General features: G+C 43.0%; 20 protein-coding genes and 1 pseudogene. 16 read left to right on the top strand and 5 right to left on the bottom strand.

Going from position 1 to position 22,016, the window contains the following annotated elements; translation table 11 throughout:
• Positions 1 to 104 precede the first annotated feature (104 nt).
• The 3 genes and pseudogenes from ACFVSH_RS00670 to tagH all read left to right on the top strand — a co-directional run.
• Positions 105 to 1,310, top strand: a pseudogene (locus ACFVSH_RS00670) (CDP-glycerol glycerophosphotransferase family protein); the annotation flags it as partial.
• Between the two features lie 3 nt (positions 1,311 to 1,313).
• On the top strand, positions 1,314 to 2,111 hold the full coding sequence (locus tag ACFVSH_RS00665; RefSeq protein WP_387601223.1) for an ABC transporter permease: 798 nt from the start codon (positions 1,314 to 1,316) through the stop codon (positions 2,109 to 2,111).
• A 17-nt stretch (positions 2,112 to 2,128) separates the two neighbouring features.
• The gene (gene tagH / locus ACFVSH_RS00660; protein WP_387704357.1) at positions 2,129 to 2,926 is read left to right on the top strand and encodes a teichoic acids export ABC transporter ATP-binding subunit TagH; all 798 of its coding nucleotides are present in this window, start codon (positions 2,129 to 2,131) and stop codon (positions 2,924 to 2,926) included.
• Between the two features lie 38 nt (positions 2,927 to 2,964).
• Here tagH and ACFVSH_RS00655 read toward each other — a convergent pair whose 3' ends face one another.
• The 3 genes from ACFVSH_RS00655 to ACFVSH_RS00645 are packed head-to-tail and all read right to left on the bottom strand — an operon-like array spanning position 2,965 to position 7,117.
• Complete coding sequence (locus tag ACFVSH_RS00655; protein WP_387704355.1) at positions 2,965 to 4,131, bottom strand: glycosyltransferase family 4 protein; 1,167 nt, start codon at positions 4,129 to 4,131, stop codon at positions 2,965 to 2,967.
• A 24-nt stretch (positions 4,132 to 4,155) separates the two neighbouring features.
• A complete protein-coding gene (gene murJ / locus ACFVSH_RS00650; protein WP_387704353.1) occupies positions 4,156 to 5,682 on the bottom strand; it encodes a murein biosynthesis integral membrane protein MurJ in 1,527 nt (508 codons plus the stop codon).
• 4 nt (positions 5,683 to 5,686) lie between these two features.
• Positions 5,687 to 7,117: an O-antigen ligase family protein gene (locus tag ACFVSH_RS00645; RefSeq protein WP_387601215.1), complete on the bottom strand. Its 1,431-nt coding sequence runs from the start codon at positions 7,115 to 7,117 to the stop codon at positions 5,687 to 5,689.
• 111 nt (positions 7,118 to 7,228) lie between these two features.
• Here ACFVSH_RS00645 and ACFVSH_RS00640 point away from each other — a divergent pair, with 111 nt between their 5' ends.
• The 3 genes from ACFVSH_RS00640 (at position 7,229) to ACFVSH_RS00630 (ending at position 10,220) form a co-directional block, all read left to right on the top strand.
• Positions 7,229 to 7,972, top strand: a complete 744-nt coding sequence (locus ACFVSH_RS00640; RefSeq protein WP_260286789.1) for a WecB/TagA/CpsF family glycosyltransferase — start codon at positions 7,229 to 7,231, stop codon at positions 7,970 to 7,972.
• Positions 7,973 to 7,990: 18 nt separating this feature from the next.
• On the top strand, positions 7,991 to 9,094 hold the full coding sequence (locus ACFVSH_RS00635) for a glycosyltransferase family 4 protein (protein ID WP_387704351.1): 1,104 nt from the start codon (positions 7,991 to 7,993) through the stop codon (positions 9,092 to 9,094).
• A 76-nt stretch (positions 9,095 to 9,170) separates the two neighbouring features.
• The gene (locus ACFVSH_RS00630; protein ID WP_387601209.1) at positions 9,171 to 10,220 is read left to right on the top strand and encodes a glycosyltransferase family 4 protein; all 1,050 of its coding nucleotides are present in this window, start codon (positions 9,171 to 9,173) and stop codon (positions 10,218 to 10,220) included.
• A gap of 160 nt (positions 10,221 to 10,380) precedes the next feature.
• Here the strand turns inward: ACFVSH_RS00630 and ACFVSH_RS00625 are convergent, their stop codons facing one another.
• A complete protein-coding gene (locus ACFVSH_RS00625) occupies positions 10,381 to 11,403 on the bottom strand; it encodes an LCP family protein (RefSeq protein WP_387704349.1) in 1,023 nt (340 codons plus the stop codon).
• A 176-nt stretch (positions 11,404 to 11,579) separates the two neighbouring features.
• Positions 11,580 to 12,215, bottom strand: a complete 636-nt coding sequence (locus ACFVSH_RS00620) for a YigZ family protein (protein ID WP_387704348.1) — start codon at positions 12,213 to 12,215, stop codon at positions 11,580 to 11,582.
• 616 nt (positions 12,216 to 12,831) lie between these two features.
• On the opposite strand from ACFVSH_RS00620, the gene ACFVSH_RS00615 reads away from it, so the two are divergent.
• The 10 genes from ACFVSH_RS00615 to flgL all read left to right on the top strand — a co-directional run bounded on the left by ACFVSH_RS00615 (position 12,832) and on the right by flgL (position 21,982).
• Positions 12,832 to 13,980, top strand: coding sequence for a sensor histidine kinase (locus ACFVSH_RS00615; RefSeq protein WP_260286781.1), 1,149 nt, complete (start codon positions 12,832 to 12,834; stop codon positions 13,978 to 13,980).
• A 40-nt stretch (positions 13,981 to 14,020) separates the two neighbouring features.
• Complete coding sequence (locus tag ACFVSH_RS00610; protein ID WP_076368292.1) at positions 14,021 to 14,704, top strand: response regulator; 684 nt, start codon at positions 14,021 to 14,023, stop codon at positions 14,702 to 14,704.
• A 188-nt stretch (positions 14,705 to 14,892) separates the two neighbouring features.
• Positions 14,893 to 15,735 (top strand): DegV family protein, encoded by an 843-nt coding sequence (locus ACFVSH_RS00605; protein ID WP_387704346.1) that lies wholly within the window; start codon positions 14,893 to 14,895, stop codon positions 15,733 to 15,735.
• A 123-nt stretch (positions 15,736 to 15,858) separates the two neighbouring features.
• Positions 15,859 to 17,250 carry an ATP-dependent helicase ComFA gene (locus ACFVSH_RS00600; RefSeq protein WP_387704361.1) on the top strand — a complete coding sequence of 464 codons (1,392 nt, stop codon included), beginning with the start codon at positions 15,859 to 15,861 and terminating at the stop codon, positions 17,248 to 17,250.
• A complete protein-coding gene (locus ACFVSH_RS00595) occupies positions 17,243 to 17,935 on the top strand; it encodes a ComFC family protein (protein WP_387704344.1) in 693 nt (230 codons plus the stop codon). Before ACFVSH_RS00600 ends, ACFVSH_RS00595 begins: the two co-directional genes overlap by 8 nt.
• Before the next feature lie 96 nt (positions 17,936 to 18,031).
• Entirely contained in the window at positions 18,032 to 18,451 is a 420-nt protein-coding gene (locus ACFVSH_RS00590; RefSeq protein ID WP_387704342.1) for a TIGR03826 family flagellar region protein, read from the top strand.
• 216 nt (positions 18,452 to 18,667) lie between these two features.
• Complete coding sequence (gene flgM / locus ACFVSH_RS00585; RefSeq protein WP_387704340.1) at positions 18,668 to 18,931, top strand: flagellar biosynthesis anti-sigma factor FlgM; 264 nt, start codon at positions 18,668 to 18,670, stop codon at positions 18,929 to 18,931.
• 77 nt (positions 18,932 to 19,008) lie between these two features.
• Positions 19,009 to 19,497: a flagellar protein FlgN gene (locus tag ACFVSH_RS00580; RefSeq protein WP_387601178.1), complete on the top strand. Its 489-nt coding sequence runs from the start codon at positions 19,009 to 19,011 to the stop codon at positions 19,495 to 19,497.
• A gap of 30 nt (positions 19,498 to 19,527) precedes the next feature.
• Positions 19,528 to 21,087 (top strand): flagellar hook-associated protein FlgK, encoded by a 1,560-nt coding sequence (flgK, locus tag ACFVSH_RS00575; RefSeq protein ID WP_387704338.1) that lies wholly within the window; start codon positions 19,528 to 19,530, stop codon positions 21,085 to 21,087.
• Positions 21,088 to 21,103: 16 nt separating this feature from the next.
• The gene (flgL, locus tag ACFVSH_RS00570) at positions 21,104 to 21,982 is read left to right on the top strand and encodes a flagellar hook-associated protein FlgL (protein WP_387704336.1); all 879 of its coding nucleotides are present in this window, start codon (positions 21,104 to 21,106) and stop codon (positions 21,980 to 21,982) included.
• Positions 21,983 to 22,016: the final 34 nt, after the last annotated feature.

Genomic DNA, 22,016 nt, shown 5'->3' with positions numbered 1-22,016 from the left:
AATCAACCTTAAATCGTTTAGTTTTTAAAAACAACAATCTTTACGAAAAGAGCCATCAATAAAAAGGGAGATCGGATATGTCAAATGAAAAAGTACAAACCTCAAAGAGACCTTCCTTTCTATCGCTAGTTAAAAATAAGGCTAAAGCAATTTTTTTAAGAGGATATAAAATGGCTTTTGCAATGGCGGGCACAGTATTGCCGGTGGACCGGAAGCTTGTTATTTTCGAAAGCTTTTTGGGCAAGCAGTATAGCTGCAATCCCCGGGCGATTTATGAATACTTGCAGAGTCACCATCCTGAATATAAAATGTATTGGAGCGTGGATAAAAGATATACAGCTCATTTCGAAGAGGCAGGCATCCCATATCTCAATCGTTTTTCATTCAGTTGGCTGCTCAAAATGACAAGGGCCCATTATTGGGTAACGAACAGCAGGCTCCCGCTTTGGATTCCAAAGCCGAAGCACACGATCTATTTGCAAACGTGGCATGGTACTCCATTAAAGAAACTTGCGGCGGATATGGATGAAGTTCATATGCCTGGAACAACGACGGATCAATATAAAGAAAATTTCCATGCCGAATCAAGTAAATGGGATTATTTAATTTCACCGAATGCTTATTCCAGTGAAATTTTTGCCAGGGCCTTCAATGTCGATACTTCTAAAATTCTGGAAACTGGTTATCCTCGTAATGATATACTTTACAATGGGGATAATCGTGATACAATCGACTCATTGAAACAGAAGTTGGGTATACCAATAGAGAAAAGGATCGTTTTATATGCCCCTACTTGGAGGGACGATGAGTTCTATAGTAAGGGAAAATATAAGTTTGAAATAAAGCTGGATCTGGATCGAATGAAACGGGAATTGGGGGAGGAGTATGTCATTCTGCTCCGTCTTCATTACTTGGTTTCAGAGAATTTGGATTTATCGGCGTATCATGGATTCGCCTATGATTTATCCGGTTACGAGGATATCAGTCATTTGTATCTTATTTCGGATTTATTAATAACTGATTATTCATCTGTATTCTTTGATTACGCAAATTTACAGCGTCCGATGCTTTTCTATGTATATGATATTGAAAATTACAGGGACAAGCTTCGCGGGTTTTACTTTGACTTTGAAAAGAATGCACCTGGTTTGTTAGTCAAAACATCTGATGCGGTCATTGATAGTATCAAGACGGTGAAATACGAAAATACCAATGATATCAATCATTTTCACGAGCGGTTTTGTGCACTCGAGGATGGCCAGGCTTCACGCCGTGTCGTAGAAAAAGTGTTTTTAGGAAGGTCTGTGTAATTTATGAGTTCAGCTTTGACCGTTTTAAAAGAACAAATCAATAGTTTTTATTTGGTAAGGCGTTTATCTGTTTATGAAGTGAAAAGTGCCAACAGCAATAACTACCTGGGAATCCTATGGGAAATCATCAATCCGATGATACAGATTGCGATTTATTGGTTTGTATTCGGATTTATAATCTTAAATCGCGGTGATAATTTCCTTCCATGGCTTATGGCAGGGATAGTTGTCTGGTTTTTTGTGAATCCTTCAATAACTCAAACGTCCAAATCCGTCTTTTCCCGACTGAATATGGTATCCAAGATGAGCTTTCCGATGAGTGTCATCCCATCGTATGTCATCTTTGCCAAGTTGTATCAGCATTTAATGCTGCTGGGAGTCATCATCATCCTATTAGGTTTTACTGGATACCTCCCAACAGTCTATATCTTGCAGCTGCCGTATTATATTGTTGCGACGGTCTTGCTGTTATTTTCGTTTGGGTTAATCTCTTCAACATTATCAACCATCATTCGTGACGTTCATAATATAATCGTGTCCTTAATGAAAGTCTTGTTTTATTTAACACCAATCCTTTGGGTAATGGATGCTAAGGACCATCCTGTCATAGTCAACATCATGAAGCTGAATCCCCTATATTATATTGTGGAGGGGTATCGAGCATCATTGTTGGGGGAATCATGGTATCTAATAGAGCATTGGGAGTATACGCTTTATTTCTGGGCAGTCGTTATCATCTTGTTTTTGATAGGTTCCTCGCTGCATGTCAGGTTTAGAGATCGCTTTGTTGACTTTAAGTAAACTGGAAGTGAGAAAAGTTGGAAAAATCGGTAATAGTCAAAGATATAACGAAAAAATATAAATTATATAATAAAAACTCGGAAAAATTATTGGATCTCCTTTTGCCCAAAAGCTATGGGGAAGAGTATTTTGCTCTGAGGAATGTAAGTTTTGAAGCTGAAAAGGGCGATGTAATAGGATTTGTCGGGGTCAACGGATCAGGGAAATCCACATTATCCAATATTATTGCGGGTATTATCCCGCCAACGGACGGAAATGTCCAAACTAACGGGAAAACAGCTTTGATTGCCGTTTCATCGGGACTGAATAATCAGTTGTCGGGCAGAGAAAATATCGAACTGAAAATGCTGATGCTCGGATTCGACAAAAATCAAATCAAAGAACTTGAGCCCGAGATCATCGAGTTTTCAGAACTTGGCAAGTTCATTGACCAACCGGTGAAATCCTACTCAAGCGGCATGAAGTCCAGGCTTGGTTTTTCCATTTCCGTGCATATCGATCCAGATATCCTGATTATTGATGAAGCCTTATCAGTCGGGGATAAAAACTTTGCTGAAAAGTGTTTGGAGAAAATGAACGAATTTAAGGAAAAAGGCAAAACGATGTTCTTTGTCAGCCATTCAATCGGTCAGATGAAGAAATTTTGCCAAAAGGCTTTATGGCTTGAATATGGAGAGTTAAAGGCATACGGTGCCATGAACGAAGTAATGCCGCAATATGAAGCATTCTTAAAAGAATATAACGCCATGTCTAAACAAGAACAAAAAAAATACCGTGAAGAACAAATGAAAAGGCGTAGTTCCGCAATGGTATGAAAGTGAAAAGCAGACCCGGGCTTCGGGTCTGCTTTTTTTTAGTTCAGCACTTCCTCATAAGCTTTCTCAAACCGCTCGGCTGCTGAAAGGTGGGAGTATTCGTTTTCCATTTTATATCTTGCTTTCGCAGCTAACTTTGTTGCATATTCAGCGTCTTTAAGCAGAATGGAGATGGCTTGTGCCAGTGCTTCCTTATTTTTTTCTTCCACTAACAGACCATCTTCACCATCAATGAGAATCTCCTTTAAACCTCCGATTGCGCTTGCAATGACGGGTGAGCGGCAACTCATCGCTTCCAATGCAGAAATGGAAGTCGCTTCTTCCACCCCGTGGGAATGAACGCTAGGGATGAGTACGATGTCCGATGTTTCATAGAGATTATGCATTTTCTCGAATGGCACTGAACCCAGGAAAAGTACGGAATCTGATATTTTGAGCCTGGCTGCCGTTTCCTCAAGCCGGCTTCGCTGTTCTCCTGTACCTGCATAGACCAATACCGTTTCATGATGATTTTCCAGCACCTCCGGCAGAGCCAGGAGCGGGTAGATGACACCGTTCTTTTCCGTCATTCTTCTCGGAACGAAAATCATCTTTTTATGTAGGGGTATTTGAAAGTCCCGGCGGGTTTGCACCCGCTTTGCCATTTCCGGTTTGAAAGCAGATACGTCAATGAAGTTCTTGATCGTATCCGCCTCTATATGTGCCAAATGATTTATATAGTCTTTGATCCTTCGATCGACCGTCACCACTTTTGCAGCTGACTGATAAGCTTTCCTTTCCAGCTCCCGAATCATCAAATCTTCTTCACTATCCGGAAGAAGGGCGCCCCTGCTGACTGCCTCGAATGAATAATACCCATGGACGGTTTGCACCGTTGGTATCCCGGATTCGATGGAGGCGAGCGTTGCGAAAATGTCTTGAGCATTAATGACATCATAGTTCTTTTTCAAGGCTTTAATAGATGAAGCCAATAATTTTTGGCGTTGCCGGTCATTGAAAAGCTGGCCGCTCCCCTGTTTTACTTTATTTAATAAAAATCCTGGAGCCTGGGCGAGCATCTTCCTCTTGAAAGGTGGCAATTGAGAGAAAGATAATATGTCCACATCATGGCCCCTCGACATTAAACCCTTTTTTAACGTAGTGATATGGCTCGATAGCCCACCTTCATGAGGGTAGTTGAAAATCGTCGTGATTAAAATGTTCATAATGGCACTCCTTCTTCTAATGAATTACTTGGATGACCCAATCCTTTTCAGCGCTTGCAGGCTGCTTACTTTAAAAAGAATGGATAATGCGAGATATAATCCGAATACCAGCAGCGAAATGATCACTAATTCCATGATGATGGGTAACGTCATGGTTAACGGATGGATCCAGAGAGCGAGTCCGTAAATGATGATTCCGATGATGGCAAGCTTGCTGCTTTCCTGAAAAACATCCGTGAAAGCGGCCTTGTCCGTTCTTTCTGTCTTTAACCATAGGTAGCCGAAAAGGTAGAGAGATTGCAGGAGCATGGAAATGCCTGATGCTAAAGCGATTCCGCCGACGCCGAGATAACGTGATAGGACCCAGCTGAGCAGGACGTTAAGTAATACGGCAACCAGGCAGGAATACATGGCCACTTTCACTTTCTTCAAGGCGTAGAAAGCGTTCATCAGGTAATCCCGCAGTGCAAAGAACGGGAGGCAAGCTGAATAAAAGATGAATGCCCTATAAGTCACCTCGGTTGCTGAAGCATCGAAGGCCCCGCGCTGGAAAGCCAGAGTGATTAAGCTGTTTCCGCTGATTAACATGACGACCATGAAAGGAATCGCTAAAAATAATAGCGACTTCAATCCCTTTAAGGTCAAATTAAGGAAAGAGCGATAGCCTATAAGTGCACGCTCGACGATTGAAGGATACAATACGGTAATCAGGGGCGTGAGGACAATGCTTAATGGCAGCCACAGCAGGCGATTCGCATAGTTCAGTGCCGATACGCTCCCTGTTTCGAGCGAAGTCGCAATAATCCGATCGACGACACTATTCAACTGGATCGCCAAAGCGGCGATGATGATTGGATAAAAGGTGTACAGTGTTTGAACGATCTGCCTTTTATGGGGCAGGAAAGCGACGATGGGCCGGACTCCGTATTTCTTCAATGATGGGTATTGAATAAGGAACTGGCTTGCTGCACCGAATAAAAAGCCCCAAGCCAATCCTTCAATCCCAAACGGAGCAGCGAACAATACAGTGGCTGCTATAATGACCGTGTTTTGTGCAGTTGAAGTGAGTGCCGGCAGAATAAAACGCTTATTCGCATTCAGGACCCCCGTCGCCATGTATGAAAGCGTGAAAAATAGTAAACTTGGCAGCATGATCCGGGTCAGTGACTCCGTCAGGGCAAGCTCAGACTCAGAGAAACCCGGGGCTGTCAACATGACGAGCGGCTTTATGAAAATCATGCAGGCAATGGTCAGGACTCCGGCTACCAGCATAAAGAAAGAGCCTAAAACACTGATGAATTCATCAGCTTTCACCGGATTGTCCGCTTTCTTTTCCAAGTAAATAGGGATAACGCCGGCCTGAAGACCGCTGCCGAGAGCCGTAAAAAGAATGGTTGGTATGAGGCTTGCCACGAAAAAAACATCTGCCAGTGATGATGCCCCGAAATAGGCGGCTATGATCGATTCCCGACCGAAACCGAGGACTTTTCCAATGGCTGCAATAATGGTGACGAGCCCGACCGATTTAATGACATGTGAAAGAGTAGGCATATTTTCAATCCTTTAAAATGATGTCCTTCTGTAAACAGATTCCCAAACAACTGTAAAATATCAGCGTAAACGTTTTATCTTCGAGAATATTGTAGAAAAGTCCTGCTAATAATGCGGCCAACATCAGGCAGATGGTGAACGCTGCTAAAGTGCCATTTCCCAATTTAAGGATTTTACGGCAGGTGAAAAAGATGAATGCAAGGACTGCAAGAAATCCCAATACGCCAGTTTGGACCAGAATCTGGATATATTGATTATCGGTATACATCCTTTCACCAATTTGGTAATCCTGATAGATTGGTGAGGAATAGGAAAGTGTGGCAGAATCTCCGAAGGTTGCTAGCCCGGTACCGATTATCGGGTGATCTGTGAAAATTTCAATTCCTTTGATTAGGACATATAACCGGCCCCATTCCGTACTTTGGTGCAGAGTTTTATCAGAGAACATCTCTGAAAAACGATTGGAGAGGGCATGTTCGTGTTCATGGGAGGGGGTGCTGCCAATTACCATATTTTCCATGGGAATCGATGCGGATACCTCCACTTTACTTGATGCAAATAAAACTGGGTAATAAATAAGAAGCAGGCCGAGACAAAGTGCTCCTACGGCATATTTGAGAAATGGTTTATTTCTAGTCCATATCATAAAGACAAGCGCCGAGAACCCAAATGCAATCATCGTGCCCCGTGAGTAGGTAAGCAGTAACGTTCCGGAAAACAGGATGGCTGCCAGGAAGACGATCCATTTATATTTTTTCAGCGACTGAAATAGAAAGAAACTAAGGAATAACTGGATGCTTATGAATAAGGCAAATACATTAGGATTGGCCGGTGCTCCATAAATCCTCATCCGGTTTATAGGAGAAAGATTCCACATTTCCCAAGCATGGGGAAGCAGGACCGTACGTGAAAAGATTTTCTCCACGATGCCATGCAGGCAAAGTAAGACTGTAAATATTAGGATTACCTTTAAAAAGAGAAAGATATCCTTTCTTTCTAGATTTAATTCACCGATAATGTAAAGAAGCAAGAATGTAATAAGCAATGCACGGAGTTCAAATAGGATGGGGAGGATTCCCACTCCGGTTATGAGTGCAGCCCCGGCACCAATTAAGCAAAACAACCAAAATGGCGCAGTAAAATGGTATTTCGAAAATTGCCATTCGTTCTTTTTGAATCTTTCAATAAGCAAAGAAATGAATAAGGTGAGAATGATCAAGTCACCTGTATAGGTTAAGCCGCTATTCAGTTCCATCAATAAGGGACGGGCAGGGAAATAAATGAATAGAATTAATAACAGGTTTTTTTTATTTATACCGATAAAAATGAGCATCAGCGCCGTTGCCATGTAACCGGCGATAGGGTGAGGAACTGCCGATGGGACGAGCAGGCACAGAAATAGAATGGATAACGATTGCTTCTCTATAAACTTCAATTGATTAACCACCTTTGAATCAAAAATCACGTTCTATGATGTGTATGAAAAAATTTCTTGAATAATACCCCACCCTTTAGATGTATAGTACATATGAAAGGCTGAAGTGAAATGACAGAAAAGTTTGTTGAGATACTATCCATACCATTCATTGATAGCAATATGGATGAATTCATGAATGGAATGATCTATCCAAGATTGATGAATCAGGAAAAAACGTTTATCGTTACGGCAAATCCGGAAATAGTTGAGTATGCAAATGAACATCAGGATTATAAAGACATCATTATATCGGCTGATTACATCACTCCGGATGGCGTTGGTATTATTATGGCCTCTAAATGGCTAAATCAACCTTTACAAGAGCGGATTACTGGATTCGACTTGATGAATGAATTATTTCGGGTCGCTGATGAAAAAGCGCTGAAGGTGTACCTGCTTGGAGCGGAGGAAAGCGTGATAGAAGCGGCGGCCCTGAAAGTAAAAGAATCATATCCGGGTCTCGAGTTGGTGGGATACAACCATGGTTACATTGATATAAAGGATGATGCCCTGCCTAAGTCGATAGCGGATCTTGAACCAGACATCATTTTGACTGCATTAGGGTTCCCTAGGCAGGAAAAATGGGTTTCCAAGCACTATGGGCTATTCAATAAGGGGTTATTCATGGGAGTTGGGGGAAGCTTTGATGTCCTTGCGGGAAAGGTGAACCGCGCCCCGGTTATCTGGCAAAAGATGCGTCTTGAATGGTTGTACCGACTGATCCAGCAACCTTCGCGCTGGAAACGGATGCTTGCGCTGCCAAGATTCGTTTTGAAGGTTAAGCGGTTAAGGAGAACGGTGCAGCGTTCCTGAATATAAGGAGTGGACTGGATGAGAATCTTACATTTAAACGCTGGTAATGAAACTGGCGGCGGAATGTTTCATATTATGTCCTTACTGAACCAATTGAATAAAGAGGAATGTTTGCTTGGTGTATTTGAAGAAGGTGAACTTTACCGGCGGGCCATGGCTTCCGGGATACAAACCGAACTTTTCAAGCAACAATCCAAATATGACCTTTCAATTTTGAAACCTTTACGGGACTTTATCCGTCTAAATAATATAGACATCATCCATACACATGGTCCGCGGGCGAATATATATGGTGCCTTTATAAAGCGCCTCATCAAATGCCCTTGGCTTCTTACTGTTCACAGTTCACCTCATCATGACTTTTTGGGGCAGGGCGTAAAAGGGAAATTGTTTACAGGCCTTCATGTAAGGTCATTTCAATATGCCGATCATATACTGGCAGTTTCCGACCGCTTTAAGCAAGACTTGATTGATCAAGGAATCCATTCTTCAAAAATAACAAAGATCCTAAACGGAATTGACTTTGAAACGGAATTGCCTTTCCCGCTTCAAAGAGAAGATTTCGGGTTTGGGAAGGATGATTTCATCGTCATCATGCCTGCAAGGCTTGAACCGGTGAAAGGCCATGAATTTGCTTTAGCGGCATTAAGTGAAGTGGTATCGGAATTCCCGAATGTGAAGCTGTTGCTTGCAGGGGACGGGAGCAGGAGATCTGCTCTGGAAGAGATGGTCTCGGAAAAGGGATTATCCGATCATGTGCACTTTTTAGGGTATCGTGAAGATTTAGAACGAATCTATCCGTTAGGGGACATCACATTATTGACTTCATTAAGCGAAAGTTTTCCACTTGTTTTACTTGAAGGAGCAAGATCGGGTCTTCCGGCAATCACAAGTGATGTCGGAGGTGTACAGGAATTGATTCCCGATCGGAGCAAGGGCTGGATTACGGATATCGGCAATGTTGAACAGCTGAAATTGGCCATCTGCAATGCCATGGAATTAAAAAAATCCGGAGGCCTGACAAAGATAGGGTCGGATTTACAAAAATTTGCAAAAAGCAACTTTTCTATAGAGATTTTAGCCAAAAACGTATATAATGTTTATTTGAGGATGAAAAATTAAAATAAGCATTTATATATAGGTTTTCATATAGAACGATACGGGTATTAGATTTTTAGTGGAATTGAGGTGGTTCTTGATGTTAATAGGGGCCTTGTTGGTAGCCTTTTTATTATCCATTTTTTTGACTCCTTTTGTCGGAAAGCTGGCCTTTAAATTAGGAGCTACCGATAAACCGAATGAGCGAAAAGTGCATAGTAAAATTATGCCGCGCATGGGCGGTTTAGCTATATTTTTGAGTTTTTTCATTACCTTCTTACTTTTCATGAATGACTTTCGGGAGCAGTTGCCCCTTCTGGTGGGAGCCCTTGTCATCATTTTGATCGGGATGGCTGATGATATTTTTGAATTAAGAGCTGCGCCCAAATTCCTGGGCCAGGTTTTGGCGGCCCTCATTATCGTATTATGGGGCGGTCTTGAAGTGGAATTCATCAATTTGCCGTTCTTTACCGATACACTTGAATTTGGTGTTTTTAGTATACCGATCACAATTTTGTGGATCGTCAGCATCATTAATGCAATCAACCTGATAGATGGACTGGATGGCCTTGCAGGCGGTGTCTCAACGATCGCATTAGTGACAATTGCAACCATGGCCCTTATTAAAGGGGACATATTTGTTGCTATGGTCGCATTGATCGTGATTGGAAGCACTCTTGGCTTTTTGAAATATAACTTTCATCCGGCAAAGATTTTCATGGGAGATACAGGTGCATTATTCTTAGGTTACATCATTGCCGTTCTATCCCTGTTAGGGTTTAAAAACGTTACGATGATTTCATTGATCGTACCGATCATCATTTTGGGTGTTCCCATTTCGGATACATTTTTCGCGATTATCCGCAGGGTCGTCAATAAACAGCCGATCTCGGCTGCTGATAAATCCCATTTACATCACTGTTTGATAAACTTGGGATTCACTCATAAGCAGACTGTCTTGCTCATTTACGCTTTAGCTGCTTGCTTTGGCTTAGCGGCCATAATCTTTTCATTTGCAACGATGTGGGGAGCTTTGATCCTTGTGACGGGACTCCTGCTGATCATAGAGATTTTTGTGGAGAAAATTGGTTTGGTCAATTCAAACTACCAGCCGTTGCTCAAGATGCTCAACTTTAAAAACAAGCCATGACCGTTTTGGAAATAGATTACTAGATTAGCTAATATAAATAAAAGCCACCAATCGTTTAAAGAAACGGTTGGTGGCTTTTTTTGCTGTATTGAGAGTGGAACATTTAAGGCTGTCTGCGCTGAAAAGGAAACCCCCACTCATGACGAGTGGGGGTCTCACGTTATTCTTGTATTTGTGATTGAACTGCTTCAGTTTGATTGCCTTCATTCGGTCCCAGGTTCAAGTGGGATTGAAGCAACAGCTTAGTGTTCGCTACTGATGTATCGTTCAGCTGATAATAATAGGTTCCGTTAATGGTAGAATCCTGACCTTCGAGTTTGATGGTTTCAAGATTGAGTCCTTTATCGGTAGTTACATATTTTATGAAACCTCTCATTTGTGAGAATTGAAGGTTCGTTGTCATATTGTCACCGACTGCTTCCATTACATCTGTATATTTCGTCAGTGATCCGGCAGAGGTTGCTTTGGCAATGATGGCCCTTAGGACTTCCTGCTGACGTTCACCGCGTTGGATATCACTATCCTTTTTACGTGTCCGTGCAAACGCTAATGCTTCCTCACCATCAACGGTCTGTAATCCTTCTTCAAGATGGATGGCATTCTTTTTGTCATGTGAATCGATTTCATTTATTTCATAAGGGACATCTACTTCGATACCATCCAATGAATCTACGACATCGATGAAAGCATTAAAGTTCATGCGAACATAATAATCGACAGGGATATCGAATAACTCCTCTACGGTGTCCATCGTCGCCTTTGGTCCGCCGGCTGCGTGGGCCGCGTTGATTTTCGTGGTTACGCCTTTGGCTGGCACGTACACATAGGAATCACGTGGAATGCTTAATAGTTTTATAGATTTTTGATCTTTATTGAATGTGGCCAGAATTAAAGCATCCGAGCGGGAATTTCCTTTTAAGTCACGGTCCTTACTATCATCGATCCCTATGAAAAGGATCGAGAAATTATCTTCGAGCGGGTCGATCGCTGCATTTCGCTTTGCTGATGCCTCCACAGGGTCATAAGAATCACTGAATACGTTCTGGGCTTTCATATACAGGGTCGCAGCATACGTAGAAGCTCCCAGACCAAGTACCAGCAGGGGAACAAGCAACAACCAAAGCCTCTTTCGCCTTTTTTTCTTAGTTTTTTTAACTTTATAAACACGCCTAGTAGTAGACATCTTTTTCTTCTCCTTTTAAATAACGAATATCAGACATATATCGCTATTTTTCGAATCCTACACTTTATATTTCGTCATATATCACACCTAATTTTACAATGATTTAATAATTTCGTAAAATAAATATTCTTTTCAATTATATTACAGCATAAAAAGGAGAAATATGCAGTAGTCTATCAGGCGAATTCCTCTTCCAGATAAATCATTTCTTCTTCAGTGATATGGCCTTGACCATTTGTCAGCTCTGTAATCCATGAGGTATATGTCTCTTTTTGTGTTTCCTCGACATATACAAGGATATTGACCTGATCAAGGTACTGAATTTCCTTTATTTGATAAATGGAAGATCGCAATTCGTTTTCCAATTTCCCAAGCCAGGTATATTCGACAGTTGTCGAAATGACCCGCATTAGTTTTCTTACGACCACACCAGTGGTATTTATTCCTTCTGAGGTCGCTTTGCTGTAAGCGCGAATGAGACCGCCAGCACCAAGTTTGATGCCGCCAAAATATCGTGTTACAACAACAGCGGTGTCTTTCAGTTCTTTTTTCTTAAGTACTTCCAGGATAGGGACGCCTGCCGTTCCGCTCGGTTCCCCATCGTCGAGGGCTTTTTGGATTTGATTTTGTTCCCCGATCATATAAGCGGAACAATTATGTGTAGCATCTTTGTGCTTTTTCTTGATTTCCTGGATAAAGGCCTGTGCGGCATCTTCGGTTTCAACTCGGGCGATGTGGGAAATAAAACGGGATTTTTCAATGATGATTTCATGTTCGCCGCGACCTGCCACCGTTAAATATTGAGTGAGCATTACTATTCCACCTTCGTACTTCCTATTAGTTGATTTATTATAAGGCTTTGCGGAAAAAGTGGCAATGACGATTCATTTACATACCGCATGTGTAAAGAAACTTTAATATAAGAAAAAGCTGTACGTGTTATAATTAATTTCATTGCCTGTTATTGTTATTAGCTGGTCATATATTCTTAAAAGAATAACATTTTAGGAAAAACATGAGTTCTGTGCCATTATCCTGGCTTTGCTTTAACGCGTCCTCTCATTTCAGGGATTTTGCCATTTAATAAATGCATCTATTTCATAAGATAATCAATGGAGCAGAATATCCCATTTGATTGAAAAGGATATTTTGTATTAGGATAATAGAAACGGTTTTCTGCCTTTAATAGGCAGACTTAATGGCCGGGAATATGGGATGTATAGTAAAAAGGTACATTTTAGGAAATCATAAAAGGGAATTAACGTATTTTTAATCTTTTTTTGGTACAATATGTTCATGAAGGTTACTTCATACAAAAGTTTCCTGAAATTTAGCCATTCATGAAAAAGGGAAAGAACTTTTTTCCATATACATAGTCTTTAAGACAATAAATTGTTTAAGTCTTTTGATTTAAGTGGAGGGATCTTAATGTCCATAAAAAAGGTTGATGCTAAAGCATTGGACAAGATCTTAGAAACAATGGTGAGCACTGTTAGTGAGAGTAAGGATGAGGTCTTTGATATCGGCGAACAATGCCGAAAGGATTTCGAGACATTATCAAAAGAGCTTGATGATGTGAAAATCAGGGTTGCCATTGTGATAACCGACAGCGATGCATTGGATTCGAAGGCTAGGTTTGCTCGAAAAAGGCTTTCAGAAGTCAGTATGCACTTCAACCATTTTTCTGAAGAACAGGTGCGCGATGCTTATGAAAGGGCACATAAGCTGCAAGTCGATTTACAAATTAACCGACAATTGGAGAAAGAGCTCCGTAATCGCCGGGATGAGCTTGAGTTAAGGTTAAGGGGTCTTCAGCAGACGATCGATAAAGCGGTGCATCTCGTTTCGCAAATATCGGTAGTGCAGAATTATTTGACACAGGATCTTAAATTTGTGGGAGAAGCCCTTCAAGAAGCGAAACGCAAACAGGACTTCGGCCTGAAAATAATCGAAGCCCAGGAGCAGGAACGTAAAAAGCTCTCACGAGAAATTCATGATGGTCCTGCGCAAATGCTGGCAAACGTCATGATGCGCTCAGACTTGATAGAACGAGTGCAGCGGGAGAGAGGCCCTGATGAAGCGTTAGTGGAAATCCGCAGTTTAAAGGTCATGGTAAGGAATGCTTTATATGAAGTGCGCAGGATCATCTATGACCTTCGCCCTATGGCGCTTGATGATTTAGGCCTTGTACCTACCCTCAGAAAGTACCTGCAAACGACCGAAGACTATAATAATGGCGTGAACCTGAATTTCGTCAACCTTGGACAGGTCAAAAGGCTTCCTTCCGATATGGAGGTCGCATTATTCAGGCTGGTCCAAGAGGCTGTACAAAATTCATTGAAGCATGCGGACCCCAAACAGATTCAAGTTAAACTGTCCATTTCCAAGGAGATGGTAACCGTCGTCGTCAAAGATGATGGAAAGGGGTTCGACTCTTCGATTCAAAAAGAAGGTTCATTTGGCTTGGTAGGAATGAGGGAAAGGGTCGAGCTGCTGGAGGGTGAAATGACGATCGATTCACAACCGGGGGCAGGCACTTTGGTATTTATACAAGTTCCCTACCATGATAAATTATAGAGAATAGACATATTAAATAGAAACTAGGAGGAAGAAGCCGTTGAAGACTAGTATCATCATTATCGATGACCATCAGCTTTTCCGTGAAGGCGTAAAGCGCATATTAGATTTTGAATCATCCTTTGATGTTGTTGCCGAGGGTGATGACGGAAGCGAAGCGATGGACCTCGTTGAAACACATAAACCTGATGTTGTTATCATGGATATCAACATGCCGACCATGAATGGGGTCGAAGCAACAAAAATGCTCGTGAACCGTTACCCTGAAACAAAAGTCATCATCCTTTCCATTCATGATGATGAAAACTACGTGCAGCATGCATTGAAAACAGGAGCACAAGGTTATCTTTTGAAAGAAATGGACGCAGATGCGTTAATTGATGCTGTGCGTGTAGTCGCTGAAGGCGGCTCATACCTTCATCCGAAGGTGACCCATAATTTAGTTAAAGAATATCGCCGCTTAGCAGCTGAAGAGGGTGCTGATCGTGATTCCGTACATACGATAGAAATCAGGAGGCCGCTTCACCTATTGACTCGACGCGAATGTGAAGTGCTTCAACTTTTAGCGGACGGGAAAAGCAACCGGGCCATCGGAGAAACTCTATATATCAGTGAAAAGACAGTCAAGAACCATGTGAGTAACATTCTACAGAAGATGAATGTGAATGACCGTACACAAGCGGTTGTCCTAGCTATTAAAAATGGCTGGGTGGAAGTGAAGTAATTAAAGCGTTCGATATGTCCGGCTCTTCAGATACCGCAATGCGTGCTGAAGGGCCGGATTTTTTTTGGTGGATAACTGATTCATATTCTTGGTTTCATAATGCAGAAAGCTATTAATGCAAATAAAGGTATTTTCAGATAGAATGTTGAATATGATACAGAGTAAATTTTTATAAGGATGGTACTATTATGAAAACCGCAGTCGTAACAGATAGCACTGCATATATACCTAAGGAAATACGTGATCGTTTACATATACATATGATGCCGCTTAATGTCATTTTTTCCAATGAAGCTTACCGGGAGGAAGTTGATATAACTGCGGATGAGTTTTATCAGGAAGTAAAGATGCAGGAGAAATTGCCGACCACTTCACAGCCTCCAATCGGGAAGTTTGTCGAGAAGTTCGAGGAACTGCAAAAAGAATATGATGATGTTATTTCCATTCATTTATCGAGCGGCATCAGCGGAACGTATCAAGGAGCGGTATCTGCAGGTGAAATGGTCGAAGGGATTAGGGTTCATGCCTTTGATTCGGAAATCAGCTGCATGGTACAGGGGTTTTACGTGATCGAGGCGGCAAAGATGGCACTTGATGGTAAAAATGCAGAGGAAATCATGGCAAGGCTCGAAGAAATGAAACCATCGGTAAGGGCCTACTTCATGGCAGATGACCTATCCCATCTGCAGCGCGGCGGCCGCTTAAGCAGTGCCCAAGCATTGATTGGCAGCCTGCTTCAAGTGAAGCCTGTCCTCCATTTTGTTGATAAAGTCATCGTCCCGTTCGAAAAAATCCGTACAAGAAAAAAGGCGATGAAACGGATTGCCGATTTACTTGGGGAAGACGCGGCAATCGGCGAGAAGTATAAAGCCGTCATCATTCATGCAAAACGGGAAAGTGAAGCTAAAGACTGGAAAGCCGAACTTGAAGCACGGTTCCCAAATGTCGAGTTCGACATCAGCTACTTCGGTCCAGTAATCGGAACGCATCTGGGAGAAGGTTCAATGGGGATGGGCTGGTATAAAATTTAAGCTGTGACGCCTTTACTAAGTGAAAGGCGTTTTTTCATTGAGTAAAAAGGGATTCGGAAGTAAAAAGCGAATGATAAGGGGGAGTGTAATTTATTAAGAAAAGGAGGCTGCAATTTGGAAAATATGAGCATTTCCCCCCCTTATTCCCCGGAACTCCAGAACCATCTCACAGGAAAACACCTTTTGGCCTTCGAAATCCCCTTCTCCCAAGAACTCCTCGCAGAGCACCTCAAGAATGGGTATGTCTCGGAAACTTGCGGCGTGCAATCGGGGAACGGCAGTTATAACTGTCTACGCTGCGGTAACAAAGATCAAACGTTGTTTTATACATTCCCTTGCAAGATTTGCAAGCAAGATTGCACCTATTGCCGCTCATGCGTCATGATGGGACGGGTCAGTGAATGTGCAAAGCTTTATAGGTGGACCGGACCCTGCGTTCAGTTTACGATTCCTGACAATGTGATGAGGTGGGCAGGCACTTTATCGGCAGGTCAACAGAATGCCTCCGACTGTGTCGTTGAAGCCGTGAACGGAAAAGATGAATTCCTGGTATGGGCCGTATGCGGGGCAGGGAAGACGGAGGTCTTATTTCCAGCAATTGAGGCAGCGTTGTATGCCGGGAAACGGATTTGTTTGGCAACACCAAGGACCGATGTCGTTCTCGAACTCTCCCCAAGGTTAAAAAAAGCCTTTCCTGCCATTGACGTCACGACCCTCTATGCCGGCAGTGCAGATAGACATGGCTTTTCGCCGCTGACCGTTGCCACGACACATCAGCTTTTCCGTTTTATTGAGGCTTTCGATGTCATCATCGTTGATGAAGTCGATGCGTTTCCCTACTCCATTGACGATTCGCTGCATTATGCGGTTAATAAATCGAAAAAGGATTCTGCGGCAACCATCTACTTGACCGCCACACCCTCGAAACGAATGCAGCGGCTATACCGAGGCGGTAAATTGAAAGCCGTCATAATCCCGGCCCGTTATCATCGTCAGCCAATTCCTGTCCCTGGAATGAAGTGGAGCGGCAATTGGCAAAAACTATTCCTTCAACAAAAGATTCCCCCCGCAATCACCGGATGGGTAAGTGAACGCCTTAAGCAACATATCCCCTTCCTCTTGTTTTTCCCAAGCATTCAAGTGATGGAGCAGGCCATTCCGCTGTTCCAGAGACTGTCCCCAAAATTATCGATTGTCCACTCCCGGTACCCTGATCGAAAGGAAAGGGTAATGGAACTAAGGAATGGAATGATTCCAGGATTACTGACAACGACCATCCTGGAACGCGGCGTGACAATTGATCGGTTGGAAGTAGCCGTGATCGGTGCTGAACATGAAGTGTTTTCTGAAAGTGCCCTCGTTCAGATTGCCGGCAGGGTAGGGAGAAGCTTTGCTAACCCTGCCGGGACGATCACCTTTTTTCATTACGGTAAAAGTAAAGCGATGGTCGAGGCGGTTCACCATATAAAAATGATGAATAAAGATGCCATGAAAAGGGGGCTTCTCGATGAATAGATGTCTTGTTTGTGATGAGGGAATGAAGCAGGCTATCACATGGAGGAGCTTGCTTAAGCGGGCCGAGGCAAGGGCAATCTGCGAAGGATGTGAGGGGAAACTTAATAGGATCACCGGAGAGACATGTGCAATGTGCTCAAGGGAGTTGGACAGGGAATATAGGACCGGTGACCTCTGTCTGGATTGTTCAAGATGGGAAAGGGATGTGGAATGGGGAGGCTATTTGTCGAAGAACATATCGATATTTCATTATAATGAATGCTTAAAAGATATTATTGCTAAATATAAGTACCGGGGGGATTATGCATTAGCTGAGGTTTTCGCCCCTTTTTTGAAAGAAAGGTTAAAGGACATGGAATTTGACCTGGTAACGGCCATCCCGCTTAGTCATGAACGGCTTAAGGAGCGGGGATTCAACCAAGGGCAGGCTTTGGCAGATCTCATTGGACTTCAAACCGTTGAGACCTTGACGAGAATCCATACGGAAAAACAATCAAAGAAATCTCGGCAAGAGAGAATCTCATTACCGCAGGTTTTTCAGGTCATGCAACCTGATTTGCTGGAGCATAAATCTATATTGATCATCGATGACATTTACACGACAGGCACAACGCTCAGGCATGCAGCGAAAGCGATGATCACGGCTGGGGCCAAAGAAGTATCATCCATCACCCTTGCTAGGTGAAACAGCTTATTTTAATGAACATTCCTAAAGTATCGCCGGGATTATTCGATATATACACTAAAGAATAATCGCTGTGATGGTGAAGGAGGGGCCTCGATGGAAGTATTCAACTGTCCAAGCTGTAATTCGTTATTCGTTATGACGAAATTCCGGGATGTATGCGATGCCTGTTATAAAGAAGAAGAAGCCCAATATGATAAAGTGTATGCATATATTCGCAAGAAATTAAATAGAACGGCGTCCATGATGCAGGTGGTTAAGGACACCGGCGTTGAAGAAACGTTAATAATCAAATTTGTGAGAATTGGAAAGCTGAGGGTTTCGCAGTTTCCCAATCTGGGAATTCCATGTGAAAGGTGCGGCGCTAACATCAAGAGCGGAAGGTTATGCGGCAAATGCGGCGATTCACTGCGATCGGATTTGCAGGCATTTGAAAATGAGGAAAAGCGCCTGACTGAAATTCAAGGAAATGATAAAAAAAACACGTACTACATGAAGGATGATCAAAAAGGATAAATCATGGAATCATGATGAGGTATTTGTTAAAATATTCGATATTGAGAACAATGTTCGACAATGGGTGTCGAAGGAAAGATTACAGGAAACAATTAAAGAAATCCAATCCTTGTCGATAATAAAGATAGGGAGAACAACACAGTCCAGAGCCATTTTCATGTGTTAGGAATCAACATAATGGGATTTATAAATCGACCGAAGGAGAGGATCTGGAATATGAAAATCAATAACGTCGGTATGACAGGTGTTAACCCTTATAAACTACAAGCTAATAAAATGGGGAATATCCAAGAATCCAAGGCCAAATCCTCGGATAAAGTTGAAATTTCTTCAGCGGCAAAAGAAATGCAGCAATCATCCCCGATTCTTGCTGCAAGGCAAGCAAAAGTGGAAGAATTGAAAATCCAAGTTGAAAACGGAAATTATAAATTGAATGCACAGGCAACTGCTAAGGGTCTCATCGATTTTTACCGGAAATGAATTTTCAATGAAAAAGCTTGAATGAAGTGGACGGAGCTATTTTCCGTCCTTCATTTATGAGCGGAGGAGGCAGGAAAATGTCTGCACGGAACATCATCGGATCGCTTGAAAAATTGATCAAGCTTCATAAAAGCTTCAATCAATTGGCGATAAAGAAAACGGCCATTTTGAAAGCAAATGATACCGAGGCGATTACTGCCCTGCTGATTTCGGAACAAAAGCATATTAAAGCCATCAGTCAAACGGATATGGAAAGGGAAAGGGCAGTCGGGGAATTCCTTGCAGCCAATGGAACGGTGGGACAGCCTGCCTCCATCCATACCGTGACGGAGCTGACAGGACCTGAAGAAACGGAAGTCCTTGAAATGCTTAAAGCGGAATTGATTGGTGAAGTGGCAAAGCTGAAGGAGAGGAACGGTTTAAATCAGCAATTGATCTATCAGTCCCTTCAATTCATCAATGTCTCTTTGGATATTCTGAGGCCGCGGAACCAGAATCTGAATTACGGGGATTCGGTTAGGAAAACGGCGAAAATCGGCATGGGAATGTTTGATTCCAAAGCATAAGAAGCAGAAAAAAGATGGAGGTGCGAGCAAATGATTTCAACCTTTATGGGTCTTGAGACCGCCAAGCGCGGATTATCCACCTCTCAAGGAGCCTTGTATACAACAGGAAATAATGTGGCCAATGCCAATACATTAGGATATTCAAGGCAGCGGGTCAACTTGGTCCAGACGTCGGGCTTTCCTACTGTCGGTTTGAACAGCCCGCGTGTTGCCGGCCAAATAGGGACAGGGGTGGCAGCTGAAACGGTTCAGCGGATCCGCGACAGTTTCCTGGATGCACAATACAGGACACAAAGTAATAAAATCGGTTATTACGGGGCCATGAGTGAATCCCTGACGAAAATGGAAGGGGTCATGAACGAACCGACCGACAGCGGATTAGCCGCCACGATGGAGAAGTTCTGGAATTCGCTGCAGGGGCTGACGGCCAATACGGAAAACTCCGGGGCCCGTGAAGTCGTTGCCTCGACCGGGGTCATGGTTGCGGATACCCTGAACTACTACTACAACTCGCTAACGAGTGTTCAAACGGATATCGGCAATCAGATAAACGTCAAAGCGAACGAAATCAATACGCTCATCAGCAGTATTGATCAGCTTAACCAACAGATCAGTAAAGTGGAGCCGCATGGTTATATCCCCAATGACCTTTATGATAAACGTGATGTACTCGTGGACAATCTCTCGCAGCTTGTCAGCATTAAAGTGAATAACGTCATTCCGACGGATTACGGCAGGGCCAGCGATGTGGCTACAGGGCTATACAACATCGAATTGATGCAAGAAGACGGTTCATCTTTCGTACCGCCCATCAATCTTGTCAGTGTTAACCAAACCGGGATGGTGGGAACTTCGAAAGTTGAAGTTAGCCATGATAAAAAGACAGGTATGGTAGACGGATTGAAGTTTGGTTCGAAAACATTGACGGATTACAAATTCTCGGGAGAACTATCCGGTTTGATCAAAAGTTTCGGCTATAAGAAGGCTGATGGCACGATCGGCGGCGCTTATCCTGATATGCTGAAAAAGCTCGATAATATGACGACGGCTTTTGTGAATGAGTTCAATGCCATCCATAAACAAGGGTATGCCTTAGGTGATGACAGCACTTCAACATTGAACTTCTTTGAACTTGAACCTGGTAAGAGTGCCGCCCAAAGCATTAAGGTGAATGGTGAAATCGTTAAGGATCCCACAAAAATAGCCGCGGGCGGAAAAAGCGGAGGGGCATCCGGTGATAATGAAAATGCCAAACTCCTGGCTGACCTTAAAAAGAAGGCGTTCAGTGAGTACTCGACCAAAGACCAAAACTCTGACGAATTGACGGGAAGCTTCGATACCTATTATTCCGGTATCATCGGAAAGCTTGGCGTGGATTCCCAAAGCGCCCAAAAGAATCTTTCCAATTCTGTCGTGCTTGCTGCATCGGTCAATCAAAATAGGGAGTCCGTCAGTTCCGTATCCCTTGATGAAGAAATGACGGACATGATCAAATTCCAGCAGGCATACAACGCATCTGCAAGAATGATGACGATGATGGATGAAATGCTCGATAAAATCATAAACGGAATGGGTACGGTAGGCCGATAAATAGGAGGGGACGAACATGCGGGTAACGCAATCGATGCTAACCAATAATATGTTGAGCAATTTAAGCAGCAGTTACGAAAAAATGTCCAAGCTGCAAGAGCAGGTTTCCTCTCAAAAGAAATTCTCCAAACCATCCGATAACCCTGTTGCGGCCATGATGGGAATGGGGTACCGGACAAACCTCAATCAAATAGGGCAGTATCAAAGTAACATTGCCGAGGCGACCAATTGGATCGACAGCACGGATGATGCCATTACGGAAGCGGTTTCCGCCATGCAGCGGATTCGTGAATTAACCGTTCAAGGAAGCAATGGCACGTATGAAGGGGAACAACTTAAAACGATTACTGAAGAAATTAAACAATTAAAAGAACATCTCATAACTCTTGGCGACACACAGATTGGCGGGAAATATATTTTCAACGGTCAGGATACGAATGTGAGGCCATCGTCCGTTAAAGATGCGAATGGAAATACGGTGTATGGCACAGGGGATATAAACCTTGAAGTGTTTTCCGGGATTTCCCTTAAAATCAATACGGACGGCTCAAAGATTTTTGGTGATGCACTCGCTGCCGGCGGAAGCATCGACCAGACGATCGATGCACTCGAAAATGGCGGGGACGTGAGCGGGACGCTTAAGGGGCTTGACGCAACGGTAAATACTTTCTTAGGCATGCAGGCACAGGTTGGCGCAAGGCAGAATCGGATTGAGCTGATGACGGACCGTCTCAAGCAGCAAGAGGTTTTTGCCACTGAAATCCTTTCGAAAAATGAGGATGTCGACATCGAAAAGGCGATCATGGATTTGACGACCCAGGAAAGTGTCCATAGTGCTGCATTAAGTATCGGAGCAAAAATCATGCAACCGAGTTTATTGGATTTTCTTCGCTAAGCTATTCTTAAATGGATAGCTTTTTTCTATAAGG

The sequence above is a fragment of the Peribacillus sp. NPDC058002 genome (assembly GCF_042886655.1).
Lineage (GTDB): Bacteria > Bacillota > Bacilli > Bacillales > DSM-1321 > Peribacillus > Peribacillus aracenensis.
Note: the sequence above shows the minus strand (reverse complement) of the source record. Positions and strands in the feature narration are given on the sequence as shown.

Coding starts and splice junctions, on each gene's coding strand:
- ACFVSH_RS00620 (WP_387704348.1), bottom strand. CDS start 12,215: ATGCTCACTCAATATTTAACGGTGGCAGGTCGCGGCGAACATGAAATC.
- flgM (WP_387704340.1), top strand. CDS start 18,668: ATGAAAATCAATAACGTCGGTATGACAGGTGTTAACCCTTATAAACTA.
- ACFVSH_RS00655 (WP_387704355.1), bottom strand. CDS start 4,131: ATGAACATTTTAATCACGACGATTTTCAACTACCCTCATGAAGGTGGG.
- ACFVSH_RS00600 (WP_387704361.1), top strand. CDS start 15,859: ATGAGCATTTCCCCCCCTTATTCCCCGGAACTCCAGAACCATCTCACA.
- ACFVSH_RS00605 (WP_387704346.1), top strand. CDS start 14,893: ATGAAAACCGCAGTCGTAACAGATAGCACTGCATATATACCTAAGGAA.
- ACFVSH_RS00580 (WP_387601178.1), top strand. CDS start 19,009: ATGTCTGCACGGAACATCATCGGATCGCTTGAAAAATTGATCAAGCTT.
- ACFVSH_RS00635 (WP_387704351.1), top strand. CDS start 7,991: ATGAGAATCTTACATTTAAACGCTGGTAATGAAACTGGCGGCGGAATG.
- murJ (WP_387704353.1), bottom strand. CDS start 5,682: ATGCCTACTCTTTCACATGTCATTAAATCGGTCGGGCTCGTCACCATT.
- ACFVSH_RS00595 (WP_387704344.1), top strand. CDS start 17,243: ATGAATAGATGTCTTGTTTGTGATGAGGGAATGAAGCAGGCTATCACA.
- ACFVSH_RS00630 (WP_387601209.1), top strand. CDS start 9,171: ATGTTAATAGGGGCCTTGTTGGTAGCCTTTTTATTATCCATTTTTTTG.
- flgK (WP_387704338.1), top strand. CDS start 19,528: ATGATTTCAACCTTTATGGGTCTTGAGACCGCCAAGCGCGGATTATCC.
- ACFVSH_RS00665 (WP_387601223.1), top strand. CDS start 1,314: ATGAGTTCAGCTTTGACCGTTTTAAAAGAACAAATCAATAGTTTTTAT.
- ACFVSH_RS00640 (WP_260286789.1), top strand. CDS start 7,229: ATGACAGAAAAGTTTGTTGAGATACTATCCATACCATTCATTGATAGC.
- ACFVSH_RS00590 (WP_387704342.1), top strand. CDS start 18,032: ATGGAAGTATTCAACTGTCCAAGCTGTAATTCGTTATTCGTTATGACG.
- ACFVSH_RS00615 (WP_260286781.1), top strand. CDS start 12,832: ATGTCCATAAAAAAGGTTGATGCTAAAGCATTGGACAAGATCTTAGAA.
- flgL (WP_387704336.1), top strand. CDS start 21,104: ATGCGGGTAACGCAATCGATGCTAACCAATAATATGTTGAGCAATTTA.
- ACFVSH_RS00625 (WP_387704349.1), bottom strand. CDS start 11,403: ATGTCTACTACTAGGCGTGTTTATAAAGTTAAAAAAACTAAGAAAAAA.